Raw genomic sequence first — 26,799 nt, forward strand, 5'->3', positions numbered from 1 at the left:
CATGTCCGCAGTTCTGCCTGTCCTGTCCACCCGGCTCTCCGTTGCCGCCGAGGCCGCCTTCGGTACGCCGTACGACCCTGAGCTGCGGTCGGCGACCAAACCCGAGTTCGGCCACTTCCAGAGCAATCTCGCGTTGCGGATCGGCAACGCGGTGGGTCTGCCGCCGCGGGAGGTCGCGGCCCGTCTCGTCGAGGCACTGGAGATCGACGACCTGTGCGAGAGACCGGAGATCGCCGGGCCCGGGTTCATCAATCTGACGCTGTTGCCCTCGACGCTGGCCGCGGCGGTGAACGAGCCGGAGACGTTCGGCAGCAACGGCCTGCGGGTCGTCGTCGACTACTCGCAGCCGAACGTCGCGAAGCAGATGCACGTCGGCCACCTCCGGTCGACCGTGATCGGCGACGCGCTCTGCAACGTCCTCAGCCACGTCGGGTACGACGTGATCCGGCAGAACCACGTCGGCGACTGGGGCACGCAGTACGGCATGATGATCGAGCAGCTGCTCGCGGAGGGTATCGCGGCGGAATCCCTTGATCTGGAGGGATTGCAGAAGCTCTACGAGCGGAGCCGGAAGCATTTCGATGCCGACGGCACCTTTGCGGACCAGGCCCGGCTGCGGGTCGTCGCGCTGCAGTCGGGTGACCCGGAGACGCGGACGATCTGGCGGCACATGGTCGACGTGTCGATGGACGACTTCGAGAAGGTGTACGCCTTGCTCGGGTCGAAACTCACCCGGCAGGACGTGGTCGGCGAGAGCGCGTACAACGACGACCTGCCGCGGGTCGTGGCCGAGCTGGAGACGCAGGGTCTGCTGACCGAGTCCGACGGGGCGATGTGTGCGTTCCTCCCCGGCTACCTCGGCCGGGACGGCGATCCACTGCCGGTGATCGTGCGGAAGTCCGACGGCGGATTCGGCTACAGCGCAACGGATCTGGCCGCCGTCCGGCACCGGGTGAGCACGCTGCACGCCGACCGGATCGTGTACGTCGTCGACCATCGGCAGGCGTTGCACTTCGACATGATCTTCACGCTGGCGCGGACCGCCGGCTGGCTACCGGCCACTACTCCGGCTGAGCACGTTTCGTTCGGCACCGTCCTCGGTCCGAACGGAAAGCCCTTCAAAACAAGAGAAGGCGGCACCGTCAAGCTGGTCGACCTGCTGAACAGCGCGGTTGCGCGGGCCGATGCGTTGCTGGACGGCCGGGAGGGTGTGGACCGGAACGCGACCGCGAAGGCGGTCGGCATCGGCGCGGTCAAGTACGCCGACCTGTCGAGCGACCGGGGCAACGACTACGTCTTCGACCTGGACCGGATGGTCGCGATGACCGGCAACACCGGCCCGTATCTGCAGTACGCACACGCCCGGCTCACCAGGCTGCTGTCCAAGGCCGGCAGTACAGGCGGTCAGGTGACCGTCCTCGAGGAGCCGGCCGAGCAGCGGCTGGCCCTCCTCCTCACTGGTTTCGCCGCCACCGTGCAGCAGGTCGCAGACACGCTCCAGCCGCACAAACTGTGCACCTACCTGTACGACGTCGCGTCAGCCCTGAGCGTCTTCTACGAGCAGTGCCCGGTGCTGAGCAGTGAAGGCGCGACCAGAGCAAGCCGGGTCGCCCTCTGCACGGCAACCCGCAAGGTGTTGCAGGATGGACTCGGCCTGTTGGGGATCGAGGCCCCCGACGCAATGTGACTCTCTGGAGGTACGGATGCTGCCGTGGTCTGCCGAGCTCGCGGGACGACTGGACCAGACGACGTACACCAGTGAGTTGTTGTGGGGGAACCCGCTCGGCGATCCGCACGAGCGCCCGGTGCTGGTGTACCTGCCGCCCGGGTACGACGACTCGGACGACCGCTACCCGTCGATCTACGTGACGATGGGCTACACCGGGCACGTCGGGATGTGGTTCAACCGGACACCGTTCCGGCAGCCGTACCCGGAGCTCCTGGACGCGATGTTCGCCGACGAGGGCGTGCCGCGGGCGATTGTGGTGTTCGTCGACTCCTGGACCAGGTACGGCGGGAGCCAGTGTCTGGACTCCCCCGGGACCGGGCAGTACCAGTCGTACCTGTGCGACGAGATCGTGCCGTGGGTGGACGCGACGTACCGGACCATCCCGGACCGTGACCACCGCGCCGTCACCGGCAAATCGAGTGGTGGGTACACGGCGATGGTCACGCCGTTGCTGCGGCCGGACGTGTTCGGCGCACTCGCGACGCACGCCGGTGACGCGCTCTTCGACGTCTGCTACCGCCCGGAGTTCCCCGAGCGCGCCCGGACGCTGCGCGACAAGTACGACGGGAGCTACGAGAAGTACTTCGAGGTGCTCGCGACCCGCACCGGCCGGACCACCAACGAGGACCTGCACCTGCTGGAGATGTACGGCTACGCGTCGGCGTACTCCGCCGAACCCGACGGGACCGTCCTGCTGCCGTTCGACGACCTCGGGGCGATCGTCCCGGAGGTCTGGGCCCGCTGGATGTCCCGCGACCCGGTCGAGATGGCGAAGGAACCGCAGTACGCCGAGGCGTTGCGATCGCTGCGCGCGGTGTGGATCGACGCGGGCCGGCAGGACGAGTACTACCTCGATCTCGGGGCGACCGCGTTCCACCGGGCCGCGCGGGAGGCCGGTCTGCCGGACGGGCGGATCCATTTCGAGTTGTTCGAGGGAACGCACGGCGGGATCGAATACCGGTACCCGATGGCGGTGCGCTGGCTGGCGGAGCAACTCAGCGCGTAATTGGTGTGCCGTCGTCCCCGTGGACGCCGTACCTTCGAGCCATGAACTGGCCGGAGGGAATCGAGGCGCGCCCGATCGACAAGGGCGACGTGAAGGCCTGGGCGGCGCTGCTGGCCGCCAAGGAGAAGGTCGACAACGAAGGCGAGAACTTCGGGGTCGAAGACCTCGCCGAGCAGCTCGAGCGGCCGAACCTCGATCTGGCCCGGAACAGCATCGGCCTGTGGTCCGGCGGCCGGTTGATCGGCTACGGCATCGCGCACGCCTCGACCTCCGTGGCGGACGTGGACCGCGTCCGCGTCGAGGGCACGATCGACCCGGAGTGGCGCCGGCAGGGCCTCGGTACCACGCTGATGCACTGGCTGATCCGTCGCGCCGGTGAGCTGCACGCCGAGAAGCATCCGGACACGCCCGGCCAGGTCGGCGTCGGCGCGAGCACCCACAACGTCAGCGCGGACAGCCTGTTCCGGAGTCTGGGCTTCGAGGACGAGCGGTACTTCTTCGACATGCGCCGGCCGCTCGACGAGCCGGTCCCGGCCGCGCCCGTGGCTGACGGATTCGAGCTCCGCTCGTACGACCCGGCGTACGAAGAGGCCTTGCGGGAAGCACACTTCGAGTCCTTCTCCGACCACTGGGGCTGGTCACCGCCGACCCCGGAGGCCTGGCGGTCCCGGAACGTCGGATCACGGGCCTTCCGCGGCGCCCAGTCGTACGTCGCCTTGGACGGTGACACCGTCGCGGCATACGTGAACGGCTACGAGTGGGAGGCCGACACCGAGGTCACCGGTGTCCGCGAGCTGTACATCGGTCAGGTCGGCACCCGGCGCGCGTACCGCGGGCGTGGTCTGGCCCGGGCGACCATCGCCAAGGTGCTGGCCGAGGCCGCACAGGCCGGCTACCAGCGGGCTTCGCTCGGCGTCGACGCCGACAACCCGACCGGAGCACTCGGCCTGTACGAGCACCTCGGCTTCACCACTCACAACAAGTTCATCAGCTACCAGCTGGCGATCCCGTCAGACGTGTGAGTCCACGACGACCGGAGCCTCGACCTGCTCAGGCTCCGGTTCGGTCCGGAACCAGTTCCACGGGCGGACGGTGAGGATGATCATCGCCAGGCTCAGGCCTGCGTAGACCAGGGACCCGATGAACGCCGCGTGCACGCCGTCGACGAGCACCTCGCGCGGGATCGTCGACGTGGAGTTGCGGCTCGCCGTACCGAAGATCGTGACCAGGATGCCGAGGCCGAGCGCGCCGCCGACCTGCTGGACCACGTTCAGCATGCCGGACGCGGCACCCGAGTCCTCCGGCGCGACGCCTGCGATCGCCCGGCCGACGAGCGGGATGAAGATCATCCCGGCGCCCGCGCCGAACAGCAGCAGCGGACCGACCACGTCGTGCAGGTAGGTGCTGTGCGCCCCGAGCCGGGTCAACCAGACCGTGCCGAGCGTCACCAGCGTCGAGCCGAGCAGCATCAGCTTCGCGCCGTCGATCCGCGCCACCAGCTTCGGTACGACGCGGGACGCGGTGAACAGCAGACCGGTCAGCGGCAGGAAGGCCAGCCCGGCGGCGAGCGGGCTCAGCGCGAGCACACCCTGCAGGTACTGCGTCAGGAAGAAGAACATCCCGAACATCGTCCCGACCACCAGCAGCATCGTCAGGTACGACGCCGAGCGCACCGGCGACCGGAACAGCCGCAGCGGAACGATCGGGTGGCTGACCCGGCGCTCGACCAGGACGAACGACACCAGCAGTACGACGCCCACCGCGAACGCGGTCAGCACCTCGGGCGACGACCAGCCCTTCTCGGCGACCCGAATGAACCCGAAGACCAGTGACGTGATGCCAAGGGTCGAGGTGAGCGCGCCGGCCACGTCGAACCGGCCGGTCTCCCTCTCGGTCTCGGTCAGCACGCGACGGGCCGCGAAGACCAGCGCGATACCGATCGGCACGTTGATGAACAGACCCCAGCGCCAGGACACCCAGTCGGTGAGCATGCCGCCGAGGACCAGGCCGACGCTGCCGCCACCGGAGGACACCAAGCTGTAGTAGCCGAGCGCCTTCATCCGCTCGGGGCCTTCGCGGTACGTGAGCATCAGCAGAGTCAGCGCCGCCGGAGCCGCGATGGCACCACCGATGCCTTGCAGGACGCGGGCGGCGAGCAGGAGCTCCGCGTTCGGCGCGAGACCGCCGAGCAGGGAGGCGAGCGTGAAGACGCTGATCCCGGTGACGAAGACCCGGCGACGGCCGAGCAGGTCACCGGCACGGGCGCCGAGCAGGAGCAGACCACCGAACGCGAGCGCGTAGGCGTTCTGCACCCACGACAGGCTGGACGGGCTGAAGTGCAGGGCCTGCTGGATGTGCGGCATCGCGATGTTCACCACGGTGCCGTCGAGGATGACCATCAACTGGGTGACCAGGATGACCGCGAGGACTACCCCCGGCCGCCGCGCGGGCGTGCCGGATCCGGCGCTGGCCGGCGCTGCGGATGTTGCCGACATATTGCTCCTTACCCCAAGGGGGCTACAGTTGAGAGTGAAAGCGGAGCGCTCCTCCGGATACGATACGGAGGCATCCTCCGCTTTGCAAGCGATATCGTGGTCGGACCCTCGGGAGGAGGCTGGATGGCGCCGCAACCACTGCCGTGTTCACGGCCGACCCGCGCGGACGCGGCGCGGAACTACGACCGCCTGGTGACCGCGGCCCGGGAGACGTTCGCCGAGCACGGCACCGACACCTCGCTCGAGGAGATCGCCCGCCGGGCCGGCGTCGGCATCGGCACGCTCTACCGCCGCTTCCCGAACCGGACCGCCCTGCTCGAGGCCGTCTACGTCGACGAGATCCAGTCCGTCGTCGACCGCGCCTACGACTTCGACCGGGAGCTGGAGCCGTTCGACGCGCTCTCCGCCTGGCTGCGCAGCTTCGTCGGGTACGGGCTGTCCAAGAAGAGCCTGTCCCACGAGCTGACGCTGGCCATCGGCCAGGAGTCCCCGTTCTTCCAGGCCTGCAAGACGAACGTGCAGGCAGCCGGGAGCCTGCTGCTGGACAAGGCGAAGGCAACCGGCGACGTGCGGCCCGAGGTGGATCTGATGGATCTGCTGCGGCTGGTCGGCGGCATCACCCACTCGCCCGACACCCCGCCCGAGCAGGCCCAACGCCTGCTCGACATCGTGCTCTGCGGGCTCAGGCCCGCTGCTGCCGCAGCTGCTCCAGCGAAGGGTTAGCGGCGTCCTTCTTGGTGTACCAGAGCGGCTGGACCGGCCAGTCGATCGCCAGCTCCGGGTCGAACAGGTCCACACTCACCCGCTCCGGCGACCAGTACTCGTTCACCAGGAAGTTGTACGTCGTGTGCGGCGTCAGCGTGCAGAACGAGTTCCCGACGCCACGGGGCACGTAGAGCGCGTCCGACGTACCGAGCTCGAAGGTCTCCACGGTGCCGAAGGTGGCGGTGTCGCGGAGGTCGACGATCGCGGCGAACACCCGGCCGGACGACGGTGACAGGTACTTGTCCCACGGCTCCGCGTGGATCCCCCGGACGACGCCCGCGAACTCGAAGTACGCGACGTTGTGCTGGACGACGTCGAGCCCGATCTCGGCCAGTTTCGCGCGGTGGAAGTTCTCCTTGAACCAGCCGTCGTGGTTCGGCTGGACCTCCAGCTCGATCCGCAGTACGCCGGGAATCGTGGTCTCCGCGGTCCTCATCGGCGCACCTGCCGCCGGGCCTCGAGCTGGGCCTGGTCGGCGGCGGTGAGGCCGGCGTGCCACCCGGCGCCGTTGGTGATCCGCGTCCGCCGGGTCGTGGTGTTCGGGAACAGCTGGGTGAACAACGCGTCCACTTGCTCCTCTCGCCGGGCCAGCACCGGCAGCAGGCGGCCCGCGTCAGCTGCCTGTACGGCGGCCTCGGCCGCGGCCGCGGTCTGCTCCAACCGCTCGCCGATCCGCTGCGCGTAGGCCATCAGGAACGACTGCCGGAACGAGCGGGTCCGGGACTCACCCCGGTGACCGAAGTGTTTGCCAGCGGCAAGCATCGCCCGATTGGCCTGCACCAGCAGGGAGGTGCTGAGGATCTCGGTGTGCTGCAGGTCCAGCTCGGCGCCGACGATGGTGACGACCGCCAGGTCCTCGATCACGACCGTGCGGCACCGGTTCGCAGCGGCGACCGCACCGACCAGCTGCGCCTTGGCCGAGACGTACGGCGTCTCGACCCACACCCGGCGCCCCGCGGAGTCGTCCGGGATCTCCACCTCCGCCTCCAGCAGCGCACTGTCCAGCGAGAACTTGGCCATCAGCTCCTGCGCCTTGCCCGACAACGCCTCCGCCTCCTCCGGGAACTCGGTCGCTTCCGCCTTCGCCAGCAGCCCGCGAATCCGGGCCAGCATCTTCCCGTTCGCCGGTACGAGGGGTTGCTCGCGGCGGACCGTCGTACCGGGCAGGGGGTAGAGGCGGGCCAGGACCGGCAACGTCTGGAGGAAGCCGGCCAGGGCGAGGGCGTGGTGCAGCGTGAGGTAGCGGCCGACGCGCGCGCCGGCGGCCCACGCGGTCAGGCTCAGCGTGGTGAAGGGCTGTGGGACGCCGACGTCGGTCAGTTGGCCGAGCCAGCGTGAGTCGATGGCGCCGCCTGAGTAGCCCAGGTGCTCCGCCGAGATCGCGGCGAGCAGCAGCGGTTCGGCGCCGGGGTCGAGGGTGCGACGGCCGTGCTGTACGACGTCCGCGGGCGCCCAGCCGCGCTCCCACGCGGTCCGCAACAGGCCAGTGAGGAACGCCTGCACGCATCGGTCCACCTGCGCCTGGTCGATCTCGTCGTACGCACCCAGCCGGGCCAGGTGCGTGTCGGCGCGATCGTCGCGCTCGGCAACACCGGCGGCGGCAATCGGTAACAGTCGCAGGATTTCCTCGTCACTCACGTCATCGAGTCTGACACTCACCGAAGTTCCCACTCAAACGGGAATTCTTCCCCTTGTGGACAAGCCCGCGACTCTGGAGGCTGGCAGATTCAGCTAGTGGATTCAGATGGGGGAGGAATCGGAATGACGCAGAGCGTGGGGGAACTGCGCACGGTGCTGAGCGGGGCCGTGTACGCACCACAGGACGAGGGGTACGACGCGGCGCGGCGACTGTGGAACGCCGAACACGTCCGGGAGCCGGCCCTGATCGCCCAGGTCCGGTCGGCGGCGGACGTCCAGGCCGCCGTTCGGTACGCGGTGGCCGAGGGACTGGAGATCGCCGTCCGCGGCGGCGGGCACAACATGGCCGGACTGGCGTCGGTGGACGGTGGTCTGATGATCGACCTGAGCCGGATGAACCAGGTCACGGTCGACCCGAAGGCTCGCCGCGCGCGGGTCGGCGGCGGAGCGCTGCTGCGGGATCTCGACGCCGCGACCCAGCAGCACGGTCTCGCCGTACCCGCGGGGCTGGTCGGTCACACCGGAGTCGGCGGGCTCACGCTCGGCGGCGGGATGGGGTGGCTGTCCCGGTTGTACGGGCTCAGCATCGACAACCTGGAGTCCGTGCAGATCGTCACCGCGGACGGCAGCATCGTGCGCGCGAGCACGGACGAGAACGCGGACCTGTTCTGGGCCGTCCGCGGCGGTGGCGGGAACTTCGGCGTGGTCACCGAGTTCGAGTTCCGGCTGCACCAGGCCGGGCCGGTCGTGAACTTCGGGATCGCGTTCTGGAGTCAGGACGAGGGCGCCGAGGTACTGCGGACAGCTCGCGAGGTGATCCCGGCGCTGCCGCGTGAGGTCAACGTGGTGATCGCCTGCCTGAACGCGCCGCCGGCACCGTTCGTCCCGGCGGAGCAGCACTTCAAGCCCGGGTACGCGCTGGTGGCGATCGGTTTCGGCCCGGCCGAACAGCACGCGATGGCGATGGACCGGTTGCGCGGGAAGCGGCCGCCGGTGTTCGAGTTCACCAGCCCGATGCCGTACGTCGCCGTACAGCAACTGCTCGACGAGGCGAACGCGCACGGGATGTACCACTACGAGAAGGGCACGTACCTCGAGACGCTGTCCGATCCGGTGATCGACGTGATCACGACGCAAATGCCGCAGAAGACGTCACCGATGTCGGTGGCGATGATGTACCGGCTCGACCACGGGTACCTCGAGACCCCGGACGACGCCACCGCGTTCGGCGGGCAGCGGACGCCGCGCTACGCGATGTTCACGATCGCGACCACGCCGGGACCGGAGGGGCTTGACGCGGAACGGGCCTGGACCCGCGGGTTCTGGGACGCGTTGCAGCCGTACGCGATCAGCATCGGCAGCTACATCAACGGCATCGCCGAGACCGACGAGGCGCGGCTGCGGGCGTCGTACGGCCCGAAGTACGACCGGCTCGTCGAGATCAAACGCAAGTACGACCCCGACAACGTCTTCCACCGGAACCAGAACATCAAGCCTTAGATCGAGGCTGCGCCGTCCACCACGAGGACCTGACCGTTGATGTTGGTGTTCTCGAGCAGCAGCATCCGGACGAGCGGGAGGACGTCGTCGGGCTCGGTCAGGTGACCGGTCGGGGTGCGGCGGACGATCTGGTCGAGCTGGGTCTGCCCGAGCACCGCGGACATCTCCGAGGCGAAGAAGCCCGGAGCGACGGCATTGGCGAGGACGCGGCCACCGAGTTCACGAGCGAGTGAGCGGGTGGCCGCGTCCATGCCGCCCTTGGTGGCGGAGTACGCGACCAGCCCCGGGTACCCGCGTTGCGCGCAGATCGAGGTGATGTTGACGATCCGGCCCTTGAGGCCCTTGGCGAGCATCCGGCGCAGGACGAAACGGGTGAGCACCAGCGGCGAGGTCAGATTGGTTTGGATGATCTCGGCGAGCCGCTCGGCCGAGGTGTGGACGTGCAACGAGTCCTGACCGATCGCTGCGTTGTTCACCAGGCCGTCGATCGGGCCGAGCGTGCTCTCGACCTCCTTCACGAACGCCTGCGCGGCCGCGGCGTCGTTGACGTCGACGGAGCCGAAGTGCAGGTGGTCCGGGTACTTCTCGCCGAGCGCGCTCAGCTCGGGCGTGACGGTCCGGGCGAACGCGGCAACCTTGACCCCGGCGGCCAGCAGGTCGGTGACGACGGCCAGGCCGAGGCCGCGGGAACCGCCGGACACCAGCACGACCGAGGCCGGTGGGACAACACTGATCTCAGACATCGCTCTTCAGGGTTTCCTTCTGCGGGATCTCGTCGAGGAATCGGATCCGCCGCGGTACGCCGTAGTCCGGCAACCGGGTCGAACACCACTGCACCAGGTCGGCGTCCGTGATCGGACCGAGCGCCAGGTTCGGGACGACTTCGGCCGCGACCATCCGGCCGACCAGCGGCGCCTTGCGCGCGAACACCCGCGCCCACGCGACGCCGGGGTGGCCCATCAGCACGTTGCGGACCACACCCGCCGAGACCTTGGATCCGCCGACGTTGATCTCGTCGGTGTCCAGGCGCCCGGTGATCAGCACGCGGTCGGCGTCGTACTCGACCCGGTCGCCGGTGTGCACCGCGCCGACCAGGCCGGCGCCGTGGTGCGGCGAGCGGATGACGAGCTCGTCGCCCTCGACGCTCAGGGTCGGCCGGTCCGGAGTGGGTTCACGATCCAGCCAGGTCTTCGGGAATCCGGCCTTGCCGTCGTGCACCACGATCGAGGCGCCAACTTCGGAGGACGCGTAGATCCAGGAGATCCGGGTCTTCGGGAACAGCTCCCGGAGCTGGTCGAGGATCGCCTGGTCGACGGGCTCGCCGCCGAGCGTGATCTGCTCCAGCGGTACGGCGCTCAGCGCGTCGGCGTCCCGATAGATCGCCTGCCGCCAGAAGGTCGGCGTACCCGAGGCCGCGGTGACTCCGTGCTCGGTGGCGATCGCCGGCCAGTTCTCCAGCTCGCCGGGCTCGATCACGACCAGGCCCTGGTCGGCCTGGGTCAGCGAGAGCGTGACGACCTGCCACCAGGCGTAGGTCCCGGGTGAGTACGGCAGCAGCCAGGTGCGCGGCGGCTGGTCGCCGGTCACGGTGGTCAGCGTCTCCAGTGTGTGGCCGATCCGCTTCGGGCGGCCGGTGGAGCCGGAGGTGAGCAGCCAGGCGCGGCCGGACTCCTCGACGCGCTTCAGTTTGGCCGGCGTGACTGCCCCATCGGGCAGCACGATCGCGAAACCGGACTCGCCCAGTTCTTCCCGCATCCGCTCGTCGACACGGGACTCGGTGGCGACCAACAGCTCAGTGCCGTGCACCGCGTGGTGGCGCAGGGCAGCGAGCGCGTCGGCGCCGTTGTCGACCAGGACGGCGGCGGGTGATGGCAGTTGCGGCAGCTTGTGCAGCGTCCGCCAGGTCAGGCGCTTCCCGGCGACGACCACGGTGTTGTCGTCACCGATCAGGGCGGTGCTACGGCGGCGGCTCGTCACGGCGCCGTCACGCGGACTGGAGGTGCTCGATGAAGTCGAGTACGTCGCCGACCGTCGCGATCCGGCGCAGCCCGGGGGCATCGAAGTTCAGCTCGTCACCGAGCTCGTCCTCCACCCGGAGGGCCAGCTCGGAGAAGTCCAGCGACCGGAACCCGATCGCGCGGAGATCCGCTGTGTCGTCGGCCGGCAATGCCCGGCCCTGGGCCGTCATCACCTCACCCATCAACGCCCTGACCCGACTCCGATCCACCGAACTCATAGTCCCGAAGCCTAGCGTCTCCGTCCGGCGAGCCCTCGGTCCCCGGAGATTTGTCACGCCGCAAGAGCCAGGCCTTCAGGCGTTTGAAACGAGCGCTGATCTCCCATCCGACCAGTGCGATCACCGGGGCCGCGGCGGCCAGTGCCGCCAGCAGGACTTCCTCCACCGGCAGGCCGGCGATGTGCTCGACAACCATCGAACCTCCCGCACACAGCAAGGGCTTGGGAGATTACCCAGTGTAAACGCGAAGCCCGTGGTGGTAAACGGCTCACCGGCCGTCAGCCGGTCAAGTAGGGCTCATACACTTTCCCGATGATCAGAGCGGGCCGGCGGCGTATTGCAGGGCGGGGCAAGCGGTCCGCGGCACTGGTCAGTCTTCCGGTGCTGCCGCTGGCCTGGTTCGTGGCATTGCAGGAGCACCCGCCGTGGATGCCGGCCGTGTACCTCGCTTACCTCCTGGTCGTCATCGTCGTACCGGGCACGATGTTCTGGCGCCGGCTGACCGGCGGGGTCGGGTGGCGCGCGGCGGACGTGGTGCTGGGGACCGCGTTCGGGCTCGCGGTCGAGGCGTTGCTCTATCCGATCGGCATGCTGTTCCAGATGCCGTTCGCGGCGTTGCTGATGCCTGCGCTGGCGTTCGGGATGTGGCGGGCGTTGCCGCGGCGCAAGCTCCCGGAGCGGCCGACGCCGTGGTGGTCGATGGCCGGCGCGATGGTCGCCGTCGGGGTCGCGGCCGCCTGGTTCGTCCGGGCCGGCGCGCACCTCATCCCGCTGAACGGGCCCGAGGCCCTGCGACCGAGCTCGGACGCACCGCACAATCTCGCGATCGCCGGCGAGGTGGCGCACCACTTCCCGGCGCGCGTTCCGTACGCCGATGGTCGGTGGCTGACGAGCCACTGGGCGGCGTACGACCACATCGCGTCCGCGCACTGGATCACGACGGTGCCGCTCGACGTACTGACGCATCGGATGGTGCCGTTCGCGTGGATCCTGCTGACCGTGCTGGGCGCTGCCGCGGTCGGGATGCTGCTGACCGGGCGTGCGGTGGCCGCGCCGATCGCTGCTGGGCTTGTGGTGGCCGGTGGCGATCTGGTGGCTTGGCCGTGGGCGGTGTCGGATCGGGTGTTCGCCGACGGGCCGTTCTCGCTGGGTGAGCTGACCAATCCGCCGCAGGCCTTCTCGACCGTGCTGTTGCTGCCGTTGATCGCGGTGACGACGTTGCTCCTGCGGCGTCGCCCCGGCACGACCCGAGGTCAGTTGTTTCGGCTCTTCGTCGCTGCCGGTGTGCTGATCGCCGTGCTGGCGATGACGAAGGCCACCACCTTGCCCGTCTACGCCACCGGGCTCGCGGTGGCCTGGATTTACCTCACGGTCCGCGCGGGGCGGCTCAATCTACGAGCCCTGGTTCTGGGGATCGGGGTCGCGGCGGCCTATGCGCTGACGTTCTTCTTCGTACTGCGGGGCGCGGCGTCGAGCGTGCGGTTCGATCCGGGGGCGACGTTCACGAGCCTGGCGGATCGGATGGGCGGTGGTTCCGCTGTTCCGGTGATCGCTGCGGTGGTCGTGGTCGGCTGGGTGATGCCGCTGGTCGGCGCATTGCTGATCAAGCGGCGTGTGGCGCGCGATCCGACGGTGGTCTTCCTGGTCGCCGGGTTCGTGGCGGCGGTGCTCGGTGCGTCGCTGCTCGCGGATCACGGGGACACGCAACTGTTCTTCGTGCGGACCGGGTTCGTGTACGGCGTACTGCTCGCGACCTGGGGTCTCGCGTCACTCGAGCGGCGGCTGTTCTGGGTCGCCGGCGTCGCGCTCGCGATCGGGGCCGCGGCGATCTACTGGGGCCGCTACCGGTCCCCCGACACGTGTACGTCGGCGAACTGTTTCGGGCAGGGACTCGTGGTCGCGCTGGTGATCGCGGCGCTCGGGATCGGTGTGTTCGGGCTGGTGCTGCGCGGATCCCGGCGTACCTGGGCCGTGATCGCGGTGGCGGTGCTGATCGGTACGACGGTGTCGCCGACGGTCGCCGCGATCCGGACGTTCGCCGATCCACCACTGACGGAGTACGAGTCGATCGCACCGGGCGGGATCGAGGCGGCCCGGTTCATCCGCCGCAACTCGGGGTCGGACGACCGGATCGCCACCAACGTGCACTGTCACCAGGCGCGCGCGTCACACTGCGGGACCGGGTCGTACTGGATCGCGGGGTACGCCGAGCGGCGGGTGCTGGTCGAGGGATGGGCGTACCAAGCACGCGTGGACGACAGCTATCCGGCCGGCGTCCAGGGACCGTACTGGAACCAGGACCTGCTGAAGCTGAACGACGAGGTCTTCAGCAACCCCACGCGACAGACGATCGAGACGCTGCGGACGAAGTACGACGTCCAGTGGTTGCTGCTCGACGAGCGGGTCGGCGCGGCGCCGAAGAACCTGGACAAGCTGACCGAACTGCGGTTCCAGCTGGGCAGCGTCCGCGTGTACCAGATCTATCCGCCGCCGCCGGTGAACCCGTACCCGTCGAAGTCACCGTCACCCACAGGTACGCCGACTTCGTCACCAAGCTTCCCGACAACCACAACAGGCCCGTCGTCGGAGCCGTCATCGGGAACGTCGTCGGACCCGTCGTCGAGCCTGCCGACGACTGTGCCGACGACTGGGCCGACAAGCAGCGTGCCGAGCTTCCCGACCGGCCCACCCAGCCCGTCGGGAAGCTTTACGACACGTCCTGTCCCCGGCTCCCCGACGAGCATCCCGAGCCCGTCGTCGAGCTTCTCCGGCTCGACTCCCAGCGTCAGCGGATCGACACAGCTGGGATAGCGACGCTCTGGTTGGCGAGACGGTCCAGCGCGGTCACCGAATACATGTACGCCGTCCCCGGTGTCGCGGTCGTGTCGACGTACGACTGCGCGGCGCCGGTCGATCGCACCGTCGCGATCAGGTTGCGGGCGTCGTTGTCCGGGCAGTGGTCGCCGCCCTTGAGCTCACGCCGGTAGATCGCGTACGACGTGGTGTCCTGCGACGTCCGCGACCACTTGACCTGCACACCGTCCGCGGTCCGCGTCGCGTGCACGGCGTGTGCCGGGAGCGGCGGCCGCGAGTCGAGCGCCGGCATCGCGGGGATCAGTGCCGGCTTCGAGTACCAGGTGGTGTTCAGCAGCGTGGTCGCACCGAGCCGGTCCGCCCGCACGTCCTTCGCGGAGAAGAAGATGTTCCCCTTCACCTCGGGAATCGTGCTGTCGAACGCGAGGTGGTCGCTCAGTTCCTTCGGGTCCGACCAGTCCGGCGACTGCGTCGACGTACCGACCTTGTACGTCGCCTCGCCGATGTAGAGGTGCACGTGCGTACCGCGGACCTGGTCGGCCCACCACGGGACGATCTTGTTGTAGTCCGCCGGCGCGAACCCACCGGCCCAGTAGACCTGCGGCACGATGTAGTCGATCCACTCCTCGCGCACCCACTTGCGGGTGTCCGCCGCGAGGTCGTCGTACGTCTGCACGCCGGCCGTGGTGTCGGTGCCCTCCGGGTCGGTCGCCTTGTTCCGCCAGACGGCGAACGGCGAGATGCCGAACTTGATCCACGGCTTGATCGCGTGCATCTTCTGGCTCAGCTCGCTGATCAGCAGGTCGATGTTGTGCCGCCGCCAGTCCTGCAGGTTGGTGTAGCCGTCGGCGTACTGCGCGAACGTGGCGGCGTCGTCGAACGTCTGGCCGGCCACCGGGTAGGGGTAGAAGTAGTCGTCGAAGTGCACGCCGTCGATGTCGTACCGCGAGACCGCGTCCATGATCGCGTCCTCGACGAGCTTGCGGGCGGCCGGGATGCCCGGGTTGTAGTAGAGCTTCCCGCCGTACGTGACCACCCAGTCGGGGTGCAGCCGCGCCGGGTGGGTCGGGACCAGCGCGTTGATGTCCGTGCCCATCGAGAGCCGGTACGGGTTGAACCACGCGTGCAGCTCGAGGTTCCGCTTGTGCGCCTCGGCGACCGCGAACGCCAGCGGGTCGTACCCGGGGTCGCCGCCCTGTTTGCCGGTCAGGTACTGCGACCAGGGCTCCACCTTCGACGGCCAGAACGCGTCGGCCGTCGGGCGGACCTGCAGAACGACCGCGTTGTGGTGCTGCCGGACCGCATCGTCGAGCCAGCCGATCAGCTCGCTCTGCTGCTGCGCGGCACTCAGACCGGTCTTCGACGGCCAGTCGATGTTCACCACCGACGAGACCCAGCTCGCCCGGAACTGCCGCAGCGGTGTGCTCGCGTTCGCCGTGCACTGCTGCTGATCCGCCGCTGTCGTCGGCGCCGCGGACGCCGTACCTGTCAGGCCGCCGAGCACCAGGCCCGCCGTCACGCCGAGAACACCCATCGATCGCCAGACTCTCATGTCACTCTCCGACTACAGTTCCGGTGAAGTGGAAAGATGTTTACACATCCAAGTGCCTCAAGAACAGCGCTCGATTGATTGGCGCTAAGTTAGATGCATGCTGCGCCCCGCAACCGATGACGATGTCGGCACGATCCGGAGACTGCGGAACCAGCAGGCCAACCGGGACGTGAGCATCACCGCGCACGAGATCACCGCCGACGAGCACGCGGCCTGGTGGGCGAAGACGTCCGTGGACCCGAGCCGCCAGGTGCTGATCTACCTGCGCGACGACGCGACCGCGGGCGTGGTGAACTTCTTCGACCTCGAAGGAACCACCGGATCCTGGGGGTTCTTCCTGGACGCCGACGGGCTTGCCGAGCGGGGCGAGACGCTGCCCGCGTGGATCGAGATCATGCGCGAGGCGACGGCGTACGCATTCGACGAGCTCGGTCTCGAGGTGCTCAGCGGCGAGGTGCTCGAACACAATGCCGTGGTCCGGCAGATGAACCGGCGCTTCCGGTTCGCCGAGGGTACGCCGCAGACGCGGTACGCCGACGGTCGCGAGATCACCGTGATTCCGATCAGCCTGCGCAAGCAGGACCGTAGACACCAGGGGAAACAATGACCAGCACCATCGAGATCGGCGGGGTGCCGGTCGGGCCGGATCATCAGCCGTTCGTCATCGCGGAGATGTCGGGGAACCACAACGGTGACCTGGAGCGGGCGCTGGACATCGTCCGGGCCGTCGCGGAGACCGGCGCGCAGGCGCTGAAGCTGCAGACCTACACCGCGGACACGATGACGCTCGACCTCGACCTGCCCGCGTTCCGGCTGCCGGCCGAGCACGAGTTGTGGAGCGACGCACGGCTCTACGACCTGTACGAGGAGGCGCACACGCCGTGGGCCTGGCACGAGCCGATCTTCGAGTTGGCGACGTCGCTCGGGATGGTCGCGTTCTCGTCCGCGTTCGACCAGACCGCGATCGACTTCCTGGAGAAGCTGAACGTCCCGGCGTACAAGGTCGCGTCGAACGAGATCGGTGACCTGCCGCTGGTCCGCGGGATGGCCGAGACCGGCAAGCCGATCATCATCTCCACCGGCTCCGCGACGCTGATGGACATCGACGCCGCCGTCCGCGCCGCCCGCTCGACCGGGAACGAGCAGATCATCGTGCTCTCCTGTACGGCGAGCTACCCCGCGCCGCCGGAGCAGTCGAACCTGCGCGGCATCCCGGTCCTTCGCGACGCACTCGGCGTACAGATCGGGCTGTCGGACCACACGATGGGCATCGGCGCCGCGGTCGCCGCGGTCGCCCTCGGCGCGACGGTGATCGAGAAGCACGTGACGCTGAAGCGCGTCGACGGCGGCGTCGACTCGGCGTTCTCGCTGGAGCCGTGGGAGCTCGAGATGCTCGTCGAAAGCACCCGCGTGGCGCAGCTGTCCCTGGGCGAACCGGTCATCGGCCCGAAGCAGGCGGAACAGAACGTCCTCCGCTTCCGCCGCTCCCTCTACGTCACCCAGGACGTCCGGCCCGGCGACGTGGTCACCTTCGAGAACGTCCGCTCGGTCCGCCCCGCGGGCGGCCTCGCCCCCGACGCCTACTCCCAAGTCGAGGGCCGCCCGTTCCGCATCGCCGCCAAAGCCGGCACTCCCCTCACCTGGGACTTGCTCTAGCCTCTCAACGCGGCCGCCAGCCGATCACGAGTGACCCGAGCGAACGCCAGGAACGTGGCATCGCTCGCAGCGGTTCCCGTCATCCGGACCTCCACGACGTATGTCGGTGTCCGGTAGTACAGGCTGCGCTCGACGTAGCGGACGTCGGCGACCGGATAACTGGTCACGACGTACCGCGCGCGAACGCCGAACCCCGGCGCCGGGCGCTCGACCATCGAGGCACGGTCACGGCCGTCGAGCTGAATGTGCGCGCACTCGGCCGGGGTGGGCAGGCGCTGGTCGAGCAGCCGGTCACCGAGCGCGCCTGGAAGCTCAACGACGCTTGCGAACACCTGCGGGCCGGTCAGAAGCGGCCCCATGGGCGCGCCGCCGTCCGTCAGTGCCGATGGCGTACCAGGTGCGACGAAGTCACCCTTGATCCCCGGCGTCCCGTCGAACTGGATGAACTTCCGGCACAGCTCCGGCGAAACCTGCCCGGGCGGCAGTGGGTCGACCGCGGACCTTGCCGTCGCGAGCGGCGGGTAGATCGGGCCGAGCTTCGCCAGCCTTGCCTTCCCGTAGACGGACGGAAGCGCCGCCTCCAGCTGAGCAGTCCGGTACCGGAACTTGGCCGCGGGTGCCGGCGTGACCGAGGTCCGTGGGAGCTCGGTCCAGTTCGGCGACGGCACCGGAGTCGTCGAGGGCGTGATCGAGGGCGTTGCCGAAGGCACGGATGCCGAGTCTCCGGGCGGACGCACCCCGGACGCCGGCGGTTCGGCGCCTCCGCACCCGGCGAGCACCAGCGCCAGACACCCTGCCACAGCCACCCAGCGGAGCACCGAAGCCCCTTTCCTTGCGATCATGTCGTCGTGTCCGACGCATGCTACGCACGGAAGGGTCCGGCGTGACTGAGTATTTGTTGTTCCCTGGGCGGCATCATGTGTTGACGCGGTTTCAGGGGGAGTTCCTGCGGAGGTTCGCGGCCAGGACCGTGGTGTGGGCGGTGACTTCGGCCAATCACTCGACCACCAAGCGGAATCCGGTGGGGTTCGATCGGCGGGAGGCGGCGATCGAGCGGTTCAGTGCGGTGGAGGGGATCCGGTCGTTGGTGGTGGGGGTCGTGGACACGGCGCCGACGGACGAGTTCGCCGAGGTGACGGTGAAGGCGATCGAGGCCGGGACCGACGACCTGGTGCGGTTGACGGTGGAGAACACCGTCGTCGCCTGCTCGACGCCCGAGGTGAGCAAGTTGTACGAGCAGCTCGGGTACCAGGTGATCGGCGTCGAGCCCGAGGGGACGGCGCGGCCGTGGGACGTCCTGCTGATGATTGCCGCAGGCAACGAGCAGTGGAAGGAGCTCGCGCATCCGGCAACCGTCGACGTGTTCGAGCGGTACGCGCTCGACGCGCACGTCGCGCGCTGCGTGAACGACCCGGTGGTCGGCGATGACGGCGGGCTCACCACCACCCGCGACTACAAGACGTACGCCGACGCGTTCGAGACCGCCGCGGACCGGAAATGGCTGCAGATCAAGGACTTCGTGCGCCCCGGCCGGATCCTCGACATCGGCTGCGCGACCGGCGCGACGCTGCAGCTCGTCGATCGCGATCCACGGTTCCACGAGTCGGACCTGATCGGCGTCGAGGTCGCCCGGCACCTGTACGCCGAGTGCGTGCACAAGAAGGAACAGGGACTCTTCAGCAACCCGAACGTCTACTTCTACCAGCGCAACATGCTCGGCTCGGCCGTCTTCCCGGCGCGCTCCATCGACACCACGCTGACGCTCGCGCTGACGCACGAGATCTGGTCGTACGCCGACGGCTCTCGCGCCGCCACGATCCAGCGGTTCGCCGACGCACTGTTCGCGCACACGGCACCGCACGGTGTCTGGATCAACTCCGACGTCTGCGGACCCGACGAGCCCGACCGCCCCGTCGTACTGCGGCTCGACGACAGTGACGGCGAGAACCCGGACGACGTCACCGACCTCGAGGCGCTCGACGAACCGGCCGCGTACGTCGGGAAACTGTCCACCCGGGCACGGTTCTTCCAGTTCGCCCACGACTTCCGGCGGAACGCGCGGGTCCCGTTCGGGTACGACGTCAGCGGTGACAAGCTCACGCTCCGGCTGGCCGACGCGATGGACTTCCTCACCCGGAAGGACTACGTCGACAACTGGCTGAGCGAGACCCACGAACAGTTCTGCGGCCTGAGCTTCGCCGGCTGGACCGCGGTCGCTGAATGCGCCGGTTTCACCATCGACCCGGCCTCGCGGGCCTGGCGGAACGACTGGGTGATCGACAACCGCATCGCCCCGGTCGCGACCATCACCACCCCCGACGGCGACCCACTCGACTGGCCTGTCACCCACCAACTGATGGTCGCGCGCCGCTGAGAATCGGCAGCTCGACAGGAGGTGTCGCGTCGGATCGCCGCCCGTCACGCTCAGCGCAGCGTGCGCCCGCGCTGATTTCGCGGACACCTCCTGTCGAGCTGCCGGACTTCTACGCGACCTCGAGGTGCAGCGTTCCGGCGAGCGGGCGGACGGTGAGGGTGCGTTCGCCTTGGCTGATCAGCAAGGGCAGGTGGCTGGAGAGGAACGGTTCACATTGCACCGCGTGCGCCGTACCGTCCGGCCAGGTGGCGAACAGGATCCAGTCGGCCGGGTCCAGGTCGGCCATCTCCACGACCGCTGCCCAGCCGTCGTCCGACACGGTACGCCGGCACGCGACGTCCACGTGGTCGTCGGAATCGGGCAGGTACCGCCGCCAGCTGAAGTCGACGTCACCCCAGTCCGGCCCGCGCACCACCAACATGTCACCGGCCGCGACGGCCGCGGTGGCGGTCATCCGGATCGGCGATTCGTGCAGGTTCACGTACCCGCCGGTCGAGCGGGTCAGCATCACCGCGCGCCCACCCTCGGCGTGTGAGACCAACCGGTCCCCGGCCGTCCACAGCAGCACCTGCTCGCGCCCCTCGGGCCCTCGCATCCGGAACGCCCGCGTCGTCCGCTGACTGAACGGATCGTCCGGGTTGGTCTCCTCGAGAATCGGCCGGATCGGCAGCCGCGCGGTGAAATCGCGGCCGTTGACCTCGAGCGGCAGTTCCTCCTCGCCACCCGACAACGGCCGGCTGACGAACAGCGACGGCTCGTCGAACGCCGACCGCCCGTGCAGCACCAACGCATCCGGCGTCTGCTCCACCGACGTCAACCGGCACGGATCCGACAACCGCCGTACGGCGAGCGCGCCGTCCTTGCCCGGACCGGGCTGGATCCAGCTCGTCCCGTCGATCCACGAGCCCGGCGGCCAGCCCGGGCTCCCGGCTCTCTGGCCACGCAACAGGTCTCGGCGCCGAACCCCACCGACCCGCATCCGGACGTCGAACTGCGACGGTCCAGCTGGGCATTTCGCGAGCAGTTCGCGGCTCACCCGAACCTCGAAACCGACCAGGCTCTGCTCGCCGCGAAGATCGGTCGCCGCGTACCGCCGTACCGGAAGGCGGTGGTGCCGGCCGCCGACGACCAGGCCGATGCGGAGTGTCGACGGCTTGGACTGCAGGTGGCGAATCTCGGCGGTGCCCTTCACCACCAGCTCACCGTCGATCCAGGTCACCTCCCGCACGCTCGTCGCCAGGGTCAGATCGGTCTTGTCGATCTGCAGGTGTTCCTGAGCCGTCGCAGGGTCGAGCGCGACCATCCGGAGCAACTCGATGTCGCCCGCGCGGAGGGCCGCGAACTGCAGCTGGGCCAGCCGCGGCGAGTTCGTCAGCACCGCATCGTCCAGTCGGTCGAGCAGCTCGGTGCTCAGCTCGATGAGGTGCTGCTCTTCCTCGGCCGGAACCGTGCCGAACGCGGACAGGATCGCGTGCAGGTCGATCTGCCGGAAGTGCGCGTGCACCCGGTGCCGGATGATCGGCAGCGCGTTCTCGACCTCGTCCAGCACGATGCCGGCCGAGAAGACCCGGTCGCGCATGTTCGCGAACTGGAACTTCTGCTGGGTGATCGAGTCACCGGACTCCCGCTCGCGCCAGAAGTACACGGGCGCCGCGATGGTGTCGACGGTGACCGCGTCCAGGTGCGCCTTGAGTGTGATCGGGTAGTCCTCGTACCGGATCGCCGGGAATTGGTAGCTGTTCTCGTCCCAGAACGACCGGCGGTAGATCTTGTTCCACACCATCCGGTCCAGCACCAGCTGCGGCGTCTCGGAGACGTGCGTGGCCTGCCGGTCGGCCGTGAACGCCTGCCCGTGCAACCACGACGGCCGTACGCCGTAGCTGTTGTTGAACCGCCGCGCGTTGCCACCCGCGAAGTCCGAACCGGTCCGGTCGAGCGACCGGATCAGCAGCCCGAACCCGTGCCGGGTGACCAGGTCGTCGCTGTCGACGAAGGTGACGTACTCCCCCATCGCGTGCTCGATCCCGGTGTTGCGGGCCGGACCGAGCCCGGCGTTCTCCTGCTGCACCACGCGGAACCGTGGGTCACGCCCACAGAATTCCTTCGCGATCACCGCGCTCTCGTCCGGTGACCCGTCGTCGACCAGGATCGCCTCGAAGTCGGCGAACGTCTGCCGTGCGATCGAGTCCAGACAGTCCCCGATGTACGCCCCCACGTTGTAGAACGGCACTACCACGCTCAGGCGCGGCCCCTTCACCGCTTCCGGATCCGGCGCGCGAGCTTCCGGGCCACGACCTTCGGCTTGCGGACCTGCGCGGCGTGGAAGAACACCCGCGACATCGCATAGGTGCGGGATCCGCGGATCCGCTCGTGGGCCGCCTGCAGGCGTTGGAGTTGCAGGCGCAGCTCGCGGATCCGGTTCTCGCGGGTCTTCATCGCCTTGTTGCGGAACCCGAGCGTGCGCTCCAGACCGTAGACGTGCCCCTTGAGCTCGAACAGCTCGTGCTTGGCCTCTTCGGCCTCGGTCAGGGCGCTGCGGACGTCGATCGCGTGCGTGCTGGTGCCGAGTACGGCGGTCAGGGCCGCGGCCAACTCTTTGCCTCGGGCAACCTGCTCGGTGGCGGCCGGGAGGGTGTCGGGAGAGGTCGCCTGAAGTTGTTCCGGCGCCTCGACGCCGGACATGCCGAGCCAGGCGGAGACCAGGTCGTCACCCAGCATCCACGGCGGCCACGGGTGCCGCCGGTGCTGGCCGATCAACCGGTCCTGGAACCGCGACCAGGCGGCCGCGAGCAGGTCTTCCTTCTCGACGGGCTCGTCGGTCACCCACGCCGAGACGCCGTACGCGAAGGACTCGCCGTCGTAGATCACGTCGTCCCAACGGACGATCACCCGCGAGGTGGTCACCCACTCGCCGAGATCCGCGGCCAGCTTGCGGAAAGCGGGCACGTCCTCAGCCGCCGCGAGGCGGAACAACACGGTCTCCACCGACACACCCGAGGAGATGGTGGCGGGGACGACTGTGGGGTCGAAGGACAGACCTTCAGAACCAGAAGGTGTGTTGGTGACCGAGGTGTCCCAGCCCGTGAGGGTCTGGTCTGCGGTGAGGACTGCTTCGGCCGTCTGGGAGTAGAGGTCGTGGGCGCCGTGCGCGCCTGCGATGGCGACCCAGCCCGTGGGGACCGCGGCCAGCAGGCCGGCTCGGGCGGCCGTGTCGATGCCCTCGTGGGCCGGGGACAACAGCGGTACGTCGACCGACTCGAGCGCGCCGATCGCCAGTCGCGTCGGGAGCTCACCCGGACGGGCCCCGGCGGCCACGTCGCTGCGGACGAACGTGCGGGACCCGAAGTCGGCGTACACCTCGGTCTTCCACGGCAGCGCGGTCTGCAACTGGTCGACCGACACCGGACGGGTGGGGTCGTCGTGCAGCGGCCGCCACTCGTCGTCGCCGTGGCGTTCGTCGGCGGGCCGGCTGTCCAGCAGGTTCAGCAGCGAGAACTCGTTCTCCACCCCGAGTACAACGACCGCGTCCGGCGTGGTCAGTGCGGACAACGCGGCCAGCCGCGCGCTCCAGGACAGGTCGTCGCTGTCGTACCCGAGCAGGCGGTCGAGACCGTCGCTCGCGATGATCACGTCGTACGGGTCGGTCTGCAGGCCGTCCAGCGCACCGGCGATCACCTGCAGGTTCGGACCGAAGTCCTCACCGAGCTGCTGCGCGTCGGCGACCGAGCGCACCAGGATCGTCACGTCCGCGGAGTGCGCCAGCACCGACTCGATCAGGTGCGGGGCATGCGGCCCGAGGATCAGCGTCCGCCGGTTGGCGGGGACGACGTCGGTCAGCAGCGCCGCGAGCGCGGGCCGCGCCGTCGTCTGATCGGTCCACGGCTGCATCTCCCCGCGAACGACCTGCAGTTCAGACACGCTCTCTCCAATCGAACAGGCTTCGCAGTTCCGCGGGCGGCATCATCCAGGGTTTGCCGAGCTCGAGGTCGGTGGTCGCCCGGGCGGCTTCGAGGTCGATCGAGGTGCCGAGCATTTCCGGCCACAGGCGCTCGATCCGGCTCTGGCCGCCGAACAGCGGGTTCTCGCCTTCCATCTCCATCGGGTCGCCGTACACGGCCGGCTCACAGCCCGCCGCGATGCCGTAGAAGATCGCGGTCGACAGCCGGTTGGCCGCGACCCGCTTGTGCTTGCGCAGCTCGGCGAGCTGCTTGAACAGGAAACGCCGGTCGGTCCCCTCGTAGGAGAAGCCGCGGCGCCCGAACGACACCACCCGGAAGCCCGCGTCCTCGTAGAAGCCGCGTACCTCGGGCCGGTCGAACTCCGTGTAGTACAGGCTGAAAGTCACCGGACCGGGCTCGGTCTCGCGGATCTCGTCGATCAGCCGCTGGTGGTCGCCGTGGATCTTGCCGCCCTCCCACCCGTGGAAGAGGAACCACAGCGTGCCCTCGCGCTCGACCGGTTCCTCGGGCTCCTGCTCGAGCTCGAGCAGGTACAGGAACGGCGCACCGATGCTGTGGTAGTTCCGCCGGCCCAGCGAATGCCCGCGTCGCTTCGGGGCGTCGCTCCAGGTGAACCGCCAGGCGCCGTCGTAGAACTCGTGCACCGGGTTCCAGCCGCAGCCGATGTTCCAGCCGTGCTGCAGGTACCCCCGCAGCCGCGGCGGGTGGTCGAAGTCGAACCCGGCGTACCGCGACAGGATGTGCGTCTGGCCGTAGTAGTGGTTGTGATGATGCATCAGCGCACCTCCACGTGCAGAGTGCCGGCGTGTGGTCGAACGGCGAGCGCGTGTTCCCCGTGGGCGATCGCGAGTGGCAATCGGCTGCACAGGAAGGGCTCGCACTGCACGGCGTGCGCCGTACCGTCGTCTTCGGAGGTCGCGAACAGGATCCAGTCGGCCAGCGCGGCGAGCGGGTCGACCGAGACCTGCACCGCGGTCGCCGGGATCAGCCCGTCCACGTCGACCGCCGCCGCCCAGCCATCGGCGGTGACGGTACGACGGCATTCGACGTCCAGGTGGTCGTCGGAATCGGCCAGGTACCGCCGCCAGCTGAATCTGACGTCGCCGCCGGACGCGCCACGCACGACCAATTCGTTGCCGTCAGCAACCGCGTGGGTCGCGGTGGTCCGGATCGGCGACTCGTGCAGGTTCACGTACCCACCGGTCGACCGGGTCAGCGTCACCACGCGCCCCTCCTCGACCATCGAGACGGCATCGTCACCGGCCGTCCAGAGCAGCACGCGCTGCTGCTCCTCCGGACCGCGCACCTTGAACGAGCGCGTCGTCCGCTGACCGAACGGGTCGTCGTGGTTCGCCGCCGCCCGCAGATCGCGGATCGGCAACCGGGCCGTGAAGTCGCGGCCGTCGAGCTCGAGCGGGATCTCCTCCTCGCCACCGACGACCGGCCGGCTGAGGAACAGCGCCGGCTCGTCGAACGACGCGTGGCCATGAAGCACCAGCTCGTCGGCGGTCCGCTCGACCGCGGTCAACCGGCACGGGTCCGTCAACCGCCGCAACGAGAACCAGCCGTACTTGCCAGGCCCCGGCTGGATCCAGCTCGTCTCGTCGATCCAGGCACCGGGGGGCCAGCCGGGACTTCCCGGGCCCTGACTGCCGAGCATGCCCTTCCGGTCCCGCCGCCCGGACTGCATCTTCACCTCGAAATGCGCCGGGTTCCCGGTGCATTTCGCCAGCAGTTCCTGGTCCAGCAGTACCTCGAACCCGACGAGCGCCTGCTCCCCGTGCAACCCGAGCGCGTCGTACCGGCGTACCTGCAGCGGGTACGACGTGTCGCCGACGGCCAGCGCGACCTGCAGCGTCGACGTCCGGTCGGTCGCCAGGTGCCGGATCTCGGCGGTGCCCTTGACCGACAGCTTGCCGTCGACCCACACCACCTCGCGCACACTCGTCGCGAGCGTCAGGTCCTGCTCGCGGAGCTTGTACAGCGCCCGCGGTACGACGGATTCGCCCAGGCCCGGGTAGTTGTAGTCGAGCTGCTTCGACCGCCGCGACCTCGGTACGGCGCGGGCGCCGCCACGCAGCCCACCGGAATTCCGGAACACCGCGAGCCGGCGGAGCAGGTCGACATCACCGGCCCGCAGCGCGGCGTGCTGGATCCGGTCGTACCGGTGGGTGACCGCCAGCACCCCGTCGTCGAGCCGGTAGAGCAGCTCGCGGGACAGGTCGACCAACGCCTGCTCGTCCTCCGCCGGCACGCTGCCGAACGCGGACATCAGCGTCAGTACGTCGATCTGCGCCAGGTGCGCGTGCGTGCGCCGCCGTACCGCCGGGACCGCGTCCTCGACCAGGTCGATCACCATCCCGGCCGACGTCACCCGGTCCCGGATGTTGCCGAGCTGGAACTTCTGCTGGGTGATCGACTCGCCGGACTCGCGCTCGCGCCAGTAGTAGACGGCCTGGGTGATCGTGTCCACGGTGACCGCATCCAGGTGCGCCTTGAGCGCGACCGGATAGTCCTCGTAGCGGATCGGCGGGAACGTGTAGCCGTTCTCGGTCCAGAACGAGCGGCGGTAGACCTTGTTCCAGAGCATCCGGTCCAGGACCAGGTCGGGGAACTCGGTGACGTGGGTGGCATGCCGGACCCGCGCGAACGGCTGCCTGTGCAGCCACGACGGCCGCACTCCGAAGCTGTTGTTGAACCGGCGCGCGTTACCGCCGGCGATGTCCGAGCCGGTCCGGTCCAGGGTTCGGACCAGGGCGGCGAATCCGTACCGGGAGACCAGGTCGTCGCCGTCGACGAAGGCCAGGTACTCACCGGTCGCCTCGCGGATCCCGCGGTCGCGGGCCGGTCCGGGCCCGGCGTTCTGCTGCTGGATCAAGCGGAACCGGGGGTCCTTGGCGCAGAAGTCCTTGGCCACCACGGCACTGTCGTCCGGGGAACCGTCGTCGACCAGGATCGCCTCGAAGTCGGTCCAGGCCTGCCGGGCGATCGATTCCAGGCAGTCCTCGAGATACTCGCCGACGCCGTAGAAGGGCACCACCACGCTCAACCGCGGCGTCACTACGGTGTGTCCTT

At 69.0% G+C, this 26,799-nt stretch carries 22 protein-coding genes; 9 read left to right on the forward strand and 13 right to left on the reverse strand.

What is annotated here, in order from left to right:
• Window positions 1-13 precede the first annotated feature (13 nt).
• From argS to AC0662_RS19540, 3 genes are read left to right on the forward strand one after another with little or no spacing between them, the layout of a single operon-like run.
• The gene (gene argS / locus AC0662_RS19530) at window positions 14-1,687 is read left to right on the forward strand and encodes an arginine--tRNA ligase (RefSeq protein ID WP_478303414.1); all 1,674 of its coding nucleotides are present in this window, start codon (window positions 14-16) and stop codon (window positions 1,685-1,687) included.
• A 16-nt stretch (window positions 1,688-1,703) separates the two neighbouring features.
• A complete protein-coding gene (locus AC0662_RS19535) occupies window positions 1,704-2,735 on the forward strand; it encodes an alpha/beta hydrolase (protein ID WP_452204337.1) in 1,032 nt (343 codons plus the stop codon).
• A gap of 41 nt (window positions 2,736-2,776) precedes the next feature.
• Complete coding sequence (locus AC0662_RS19540; protein WP_452204336.1) at window positions 2,777-3,757, forward strand: GNAT family N-acetyltransferase; 981 nt, start codon at window positions 2,777-2,779, stop codon at window positions 3,755-3,757.
• Here AC0662_RS19540 and AC0662_RS19545 read toward each other — a convergent pair.
• A complete protein-coding gene (locus AC0662_RS19545) occupies window positions 3,746-5,230 on the reverse strand; it encodes an MFS transporter (RefSeq protein WP_452204335.1) in 1,485 nt (494 codons plus the stop codon). The two genes, AC0662_RS19540 and AC0662_RS19545, sit on opposite strands and share 12 nt — an antisense overlap.
• 123 nt (window positions 5,231-5,353) lie before the next feature.
• On the opposite strand from AC0662_RS19545, the gene AC0662_RS19550 reads away from it, so the two are divergent.
• Window positions 5,354-5,953, forward strand: coding sequence for a TetR/AcrR family transcriptional regulator (locus AC0662_RS19550; protein ID WP_452204334.1), 600 nt, complete (start codon window positions 5,354-5,356; stop codon window positions 5,951-5,953).
• Here AC0662_RS19550 and AC0662_RS19555 read toward each other — a convergent pair.
• On the reverse strand, window positions 5,913-6,431 hold the full coding sequence (locus AC0662_RS19555) for a dTDP-4-dehydrorhamnose 3,5-epimerase family protein (RefSeq protein WP_452204333.1): 519 nt from the start codon (window positions 6,429-6,431) through the stop codon (window positions 5,913-5,915). The two genes, AC0662_RS19550 and AC0662_RS19555, sit on opposite strands and share 41 nt — an antisense overlap.
• Window positions 6,428-7,633 carry a DUF2786 domain-containing protein gene (locus tag AC0662_RS19560; protein WP_478302232.1) on the reverse strand — a complete coding sequence of 402 codons (1,206 nt, stop codon included), beginning with the start codon at window positions 7,631-7,633 and terminating at the stop codon, window positions 6,428-6,430. The genes AC0662_RS19555 and AC0662_RS19560 overlap by 4 nt, the downstream gene beginning before the upstream one ends.
• A 123-nt stretch (window positions 7,634-7,756) precedes the next feature.
• On the opposite strand from AC0662_RS19560, the gene AC0662_RS19565 reads away from it, so the two are divergent.
• Window positions 7,757-9,133, forward strand: coding sequence for an FAD-binding oxidoreductase (locus AC0662_RS19565; RefSeq protein WP_452204331.1), 1,377 nt, complete (start codon window positions 7,757-7,759; stop codon window positions 9,131-9,133).
• Here AC0662_RS19565 and AC0662_RS19570 read toward each other — a convergent pair.
• From AC0662_RS19570 to AC0662_RS19585, 4 genes are read right to left on the reverse strand one after another with little or no spacing between them, the layout of a single operon-like run.
• Window positions 9,130-9,876: an SDR family NAD(P)-dependent oxidoreductase gene (locus tag AC0662_RS19570; protein WP_452204330.1), complete on the reverse strand. Its 747-nt coding sequence runs from the start codon at window positions 9,874-9,876 to the stop codon at window positions 9,130-9,132. The genes AC0662_RS19565 and AC0662_RS19570 overlap by 4 nt on opposite strands.
• Window positions 9,869-11,110 (reverse strand): AMP-binding protein, encoded by a 1,242-nt coding sequence (locus tag AC0662_RS19575; protein ID WP_478302235.1) that lies wholly within the window; start codon window positions 11,108-11,110, stop codon window positions 9,869-9,871. Before AC0662_RS19575 ends, AC0662_RS19570 begins: the two co-directional genes overlap by 8 nt.
• A 7-nt stretch (window positions 11,111-11,117) precedes the next feature.
• Entirely contained in the window at window positions 11,118-11,321 is a 204-nt protein-coding gene (locus AC0662_RS19580) for an acyl carrier protein (protein WP_478302237.1), read from the reverse strand.
• A 4-nt stretch (window positions 11,322-11,325) separates the two neighbouring features.
• The gene (locus AC0662_RS19585; RefSeq protein ID WP_452204327.1) at window positions 11,326-11,565 is read right to left on the reverse strand and encodes a hypothetical protein; all 240 of its coding nucleotides are present in this window, start codon (window positions 11,563-11,565) and stop codon (window positions 11,326-11,328) included.
• 116 nt (window positions 11,566-11,681) lie between these two features.
• Here AC0662_RS19585 and AC0662_RS19590 point away from each other — a divergent pair, with 116 nt between their 5' ends.
• Window positions 11,682-14,180, forward strand: a complete 2,499-nt coding sequence (locus AC0662_RS19590; RefSeq protein WP_478302239.1) for a hypothetical protein — start codon at window positions 11,682-11,684, stop codon at window positions 14,178-14,180.
• Here AC0662_RS19590 and AC0662_RS19595 read toward each other — a convergent pair.
• Window positions 14,155-15,735: a glycoside hydrolase family 10-like protein gene (locus AC0662_RS19595; RefSeq protein ID WP_478302241.1), complete on the reverse strand. Its 1,581-nt coding sequence runs from the start codon at window positions 15,733-15,735 to the stop codon at window positions 14,155-14,157. The genes AC0662_RS19590 and AC0662_RS19595 overlap by 26 nt on opposite strands.
• A 97-nt stretch (window positions 15,736-15,832) precedes the next feature.
• Here AC0662_RS19595 and AC0662_RS19600 point away from each other — a divergent pair, with 97 nt between their 5' ends.
• Window positions 15,833-16,342, forward strand: coding sequence for a GNAT family N-acetyltransferase (locus tag AC0662_RS19600; protein ID WP_452204324.1), 510 nt, complete (start codon window positions 15,833-15,835; stop codon window positions 16,340-16,342).
• Complete coding sequence (gene pseI, locus AC0662_RS19605) at window positions 16,339-17,391, forward strand: pseudaminic acid synthase (RefSeq protein WP_452204323.1); 1,053 nt, start codon at window positions 16,339-16,341, stop codon at window positions 17,389-17,391. Before AC0662_RS19600 ends, pseI begins: the two co-directional genes overlap by 4 nt.
• Here pseI and AC0662_RS19610 read toward each other — a convergent pair.
• A complete protein-coding gene (locus AC0662_RS19610) occupies window positions 17,388-18,101 on the reverse strand; it encodes a hypothetical protein (RefSeq protein ID WP_478302244.1) in 714 nt (237 codons plus the stop codon). The genes pseI and AC0662_RS19610 overlap by 4 nt on opposite strands.
• Before the next feature lie 272 nt (window positions 18,102-18,373).
• Between AC0662_RS19610 and AC0662_RS19615 the strand changes: the two genes are divergently transcribed.
• Entirely contained in the window at window positions 18,374-19,765 is a 1,392-nt protein-coding gene (locus AC0662_RS19615) for a class I SAM-dependent methyltransferase (protein ID WP_478302246.1), read from the forward strand.
• Window positions 19,766-19,874: 109 nt separating this feature from the next.
• Here AC0662_RS19615 and AC0662_RS19620 read toward each other — a convergent pair whose 3' ends face one another.
• The 4 genes from AC0662_RS19620 to AC0662_RS19635 are packed head-to-tail and all read right to left on the reverse strand — an operon-like array spanning window position 19,875 to window position 26,785.
• Window positions 19,875-22,022 carry a glycosyltransferase family 2 protein gene (locus tag AC0662_RS19620; RefSeq protein WP_452204320.1) on the reverse strand — a complete coding sequence of 716 codons (2,148 nt, stop codon included), beginning with the start codon at window positions 22,020-22,022 and terminating at the stop codon, window positions 19,875-19,877.
• Entirely contained in the window at window positions 22,019-23,683 is a 1,665-nt protein-coding gene (locus tag AC0662_RS19625; RefSeq protein ID WP_478302248.1) for a hypothetical protein, read from the reverse strand. The genes AC0662_RS19620 and AC0662_RS19625 overlap by 4 nt, the downstream gene beginning before the upstream one ends.
• A complete protein-coding gene (locus tag AC0662_RS19630) occupies window positions 23,676-24,500 on the reverse strand; it encodes a DNA replication complex GINS family protein (RefSeq protein ID WP_452204755.1) in 825 nt (274 codons plus the stop codon). Before AC0662_RS19630 ends, AC0662_RS19625 begins: the two co-directional genes overlap by 8 nt.
• Entirely contained in the window at window positions 24,500-26,785 is a 2,286-nt protein-coding gene (locus tag AC0662_RS19635; RefSeq protein ID WP_478302250.1) for a glycosyltransferase family 2 protein, read from the reverse strand. The genes AC0662_RS19630 and AC0662_RS19635 overlap by 1 nt, the downstream gene beginning before the upstream one ends.
• Between the last annotated feature and the right edge of the window lie 14 nt (window positions 26,786-26,799).

This window comes from Kribbella sp. NPDC043289 (genome assembly GCF_056436705.1).

Bases quoted from the DNA above. Each gene is read 5' to 3' on its own strand.
- AC0662_RS19535 (WP_452204337.1), top strand. From the start codon at position 1,704: ATGCTGCCGTGGTCTGCCGAGCTCGCGGGACGACTGGACCAGACGACG.
- pseI (WP_452204323.1), top strand. From the start codon at position 16,339: ATGACCAGCACCATCGAGATCGGCGGGGTGCCGGTCGGGCCGGATCAT.
- AC0662_RS19585 (WP_452204327.1), bottom strand. From the start codon at position 11,565: ATGGTTGTCGAGCACATCGCCGGCCTGCCGGTGGAGGAAGTCCTGCTG.
- AC0662_RS19540 (WP_452204336.1), top strand. From the start codon at position 2,777: ATGAACTGGCCGGAGGGAATCGAGGCGCGCCCGATCGACAAGGGCGAC.
- AC0662_RS19590 (WP_478302239.1), top strand. From the start codon at position 11,682: ATGATCAGAGCGGGCCGGCGGCGTATTGCAGGGCGGGGCAAGCGGTCC.
- AC0662_RS19545 (WP_452204335.1), bottom strand. From the start codon at position 5,230: ATGTCGGCAACATCCGCAGCGCCGGCCAGCGCCGGATCCGGCACGCCC.
- AC0662_RS19580 (WP_478302237.1), bottom strand. From the start codon at position 11,321: ATGACGGCCCAGGGCCGGGCATTGCCGGCCGACGACACAGCGGATCTC.
- AC0662_RS19595 (WP_478302241.1), bottom strand. From the start codon at position 15,735: ATGAGAGTCTGGCGATCGATGGGTGTTCTCGGCGTGACGGCGGGCCTG.
- AC0662_RS19555 (WP_452204333.1), bottom strand. From the start codon at position 6,431: ATGAGGACCGCGGAGACCACGATTCCCGGCGTACTGCGGATCGAGCTG.
- AC0662_RS19570 (WP_452204330.1), bottom strand. From the start codon at position 9,876: ATGTCTGAGATCAGTGTTGTCCCACCGGCCTCGGTCGTGCTGGTGTCC.
- AC0662_RS19600 (WP_452204324.1), top strand. From the start codon at position 15,833: ATGCTGCGCCCCGCAACCGATGACGATGTCGGCACGATCCGGAGACTG.
- AC0662_RS19550 (WP_452204334.1), top strand. From the start codon at position 5,354: ATGGCGCCGCAACCACTGCCGTGTTCACGGCCGACCCGCGCGGACGCG.
- AC0662_RS19630 (WP_452204755.1), bottom strand. From the start codon at position 24,500: ATGCATCATCACAACCACTACTACGGCCAGACGCACATCCTGTCGCGG.
- AC0662_RS19565 (WP_452204331.1), top strand. From the start codon at position 7,757: ATGACGCAGAGCGTGGGGGAACTGCGCACGGTGCTGAGCGGGGCCGTG.